General features: G+C 71.6%; 1 protein-coding gene and 1 pseudogene. Both read right to left on the minus strand.

Going from position 1 to position 2178, the window contains the following annotated elements:
• Positions 1 to 575 (minus strand): annotated as a pseudogene (locus tag KBX53_RS30690) (bifunctional riboflavin kinase/FAD synthetase); the annotation flags it as partial.
• Between the two features lie 74 nt (positions 576 to 649).
• Positions 650 to 1855, minus strand: a complete 1206-nt coding sequence (gene rpsB, locus KBX53_RS30700) for a 30S ribosomal protein S2 (protein WP_309140897.1) — start codon at positions 1853 to 1855, stop codon at positions 650 to 652.
• Positions 1856 to 2178: the final 323 nt, after the last annotated feature.

Raw genomic sequence — 2178 nt, forward strand, 5'->3', positions numbered from 1 at the left:
CCCTCCAGGCGGTGTGGGCGGCCCAGCGCGGCGGCCGCCGCGCCCACGTCGCCAGCGTCGACGCAGGACCGGATGTACGTGGAGGAGAAGACGGTGCCGTCCTCGGCGACCAGCGGGCCGCCCTCCACGCCGAAGCCGAACGTCCGACCCAACTGCTCCAGCAACGCGACGTCGCCGGCCGCCCGGTGCCCGAAGCGGAAGTTGCTGCCGACCACCACCAGCGCCGCGTGCAGGTGCTCGACCAGGACGTCGTGCACGAACTGTTCGGCCGGCACCCGGGAGAACTCCGGGGTGAACGGCACCACGCAGAGCACGTCCACGCCGAGCGCCTCGATCAGCTCGGCCTTGCGGGCCGGCTCGGTGAGCACCGCCGGGTGCGAACCGGGGCGGACCACCTCGGCCGGGTGCGGGTCGAAGGTGACCACCACCGACTGCACGCCCAGCTCGCGGGCCCGGGCCACGGTGTGCCCGATGGTCGCCTGGTGCCCCTTGTGCACGCCGTCGAAGACGCCGATGGTGACCACCGAGCGTCCCCACCCGCCGGGCGCCGCGTCGTAGCCCCGCCACCGCTGCATGCCGTTCCTCTCTGCTGTCCCGCCGCCGGCGGGTCGACACCGCCGGCTGCCGGCCGACGGACCTGCGCCCACGGTCAGGCCGGGGCGAGCACGATCTCCGCCCGAGCCCGGCCGTCCCGCTCGCTGACGATAGCGATCAAGCCGCCGGCCGGCCCGAACACGGCGTACGGCCCGGTGAGGCCGGCCGGGTCCAGTGGCCCACCGTGGGCGAGCACCCGGGCCTCGTCGGGCGTGGCCTCCCGGCGCGCGAAGAACCGGTCGGCCGCCGCGTCCAGGGGCAGGTTCACCACGTCCGGGGCGCGCTGCTCCAACTCGTCGAGGGTGGCCGCCTCGGCGAGGGTGAAGCCACCCACCGCGGTGCGCCGCAACGCCGTGAGGTGCCCACCGACGCCGAGCGTCAGGCCCGCGTCCCGGGCGATGGCCCGGATGTACGTGCCGGAGGAACAGGTCACGTCCACGTCCACGTCCACCACGTCCGACTCGGTGCGGCGGATCGCCAGCACCGCCAGCCGGGAGATGGTGACCCGCCGCGCCGGCAGCTCGACGCTCTCCCCGTCGCGGACCCGCTTGTACGCCCGCTGCCCGTCGATCTTGATGGCGCTGACCGCGCTCGGCACCTGGTCCACCTCACCGCTGAGCCCGGCCAGCGCCGAGCGGATCGCGTCGTCGTTACCCGGGATCGGGAAGTCGACCTCGTCCGGGTCGCAGTTGGTGTCCAGCACCGCGATGACCGGGATGCCCAGCTTGCGGGCCTCGTCGACGGCGATGTGCTCCTTCTTGGTGTCGACGATCCACACCGCGGCGGGAAGCTTCTGCATGTCCCGCAGGCCACCGAGGGTGCGGGTCAGCTTGATCTTCTCGCGGGAGAGCTGCAGGGTCTCCTTCTTGGTGTAACCGGCGGCGGTGCCGCTCAGGTCACCCAGACCCTCCAGCTCCTTCATCCGCTGCAGCCGCTTGTACACGGTCTGGAAGTTGGTCAGCATGCCACCGAGCCAGCGGTGGTTGACGTACGGCTGGCCGACCCGGGTCGCCTGCTCGGCGATCGCCTCCTGGGCCTGCTTCTTGGTGCCGACGAACAGGATGCTGCCACCCTCGGCGACGGTCCCACGCACGAACTCGTACGCCTTCTCGATGTACTCGAGGGTCTGGCGCAGGTCGATGATGTAGATGCCGTTGCGCTCGGTCATGATGAAGCGCTTCATCTTCGGGTTCCAGCGCCGGGTCTGGTGCCCGAAGTGGACACCGCTCTCCAGCAGCTGACGCATGGTCACGACGGCCATGGTTGGGGTACTCCTCAAGGTCCCTGGTTGTCACGCCCGACCGGTGGCCGGGCGTCCTGGCGCCTGGTCGCCGACCCATGGTGGGCCCGATCAAGATCGGGACCAGGGAGGCCGTCGCTCCACGACGATTCGTGAAGAGGGCGCGCGAGGTCGACCGCACGAGGCGGTCGCCAGTTGGCCAGTGTACGCCCTTCACCCGTTCAGCCGCCCCGGGGTGCGCGCGGGGCGCCGCCCCGGGCTCCCGCCCCATCGCCCGAGTTGCGGGAAGATCGCGCTGGTTCCTGGAAATAGTGGCCTCCGCGTCGCCAGAGGCCACTATTTCC

This window comes from Micromonospora sp. M51 (genome assembly GCF_018070305.1).
GTDB classification, from domain to species: Bacteria; Actinomycetota; Actinomycetes; order Mycobacteriales; family Micromonosporaceae; genus Micromonospora; species Micromonospora parva.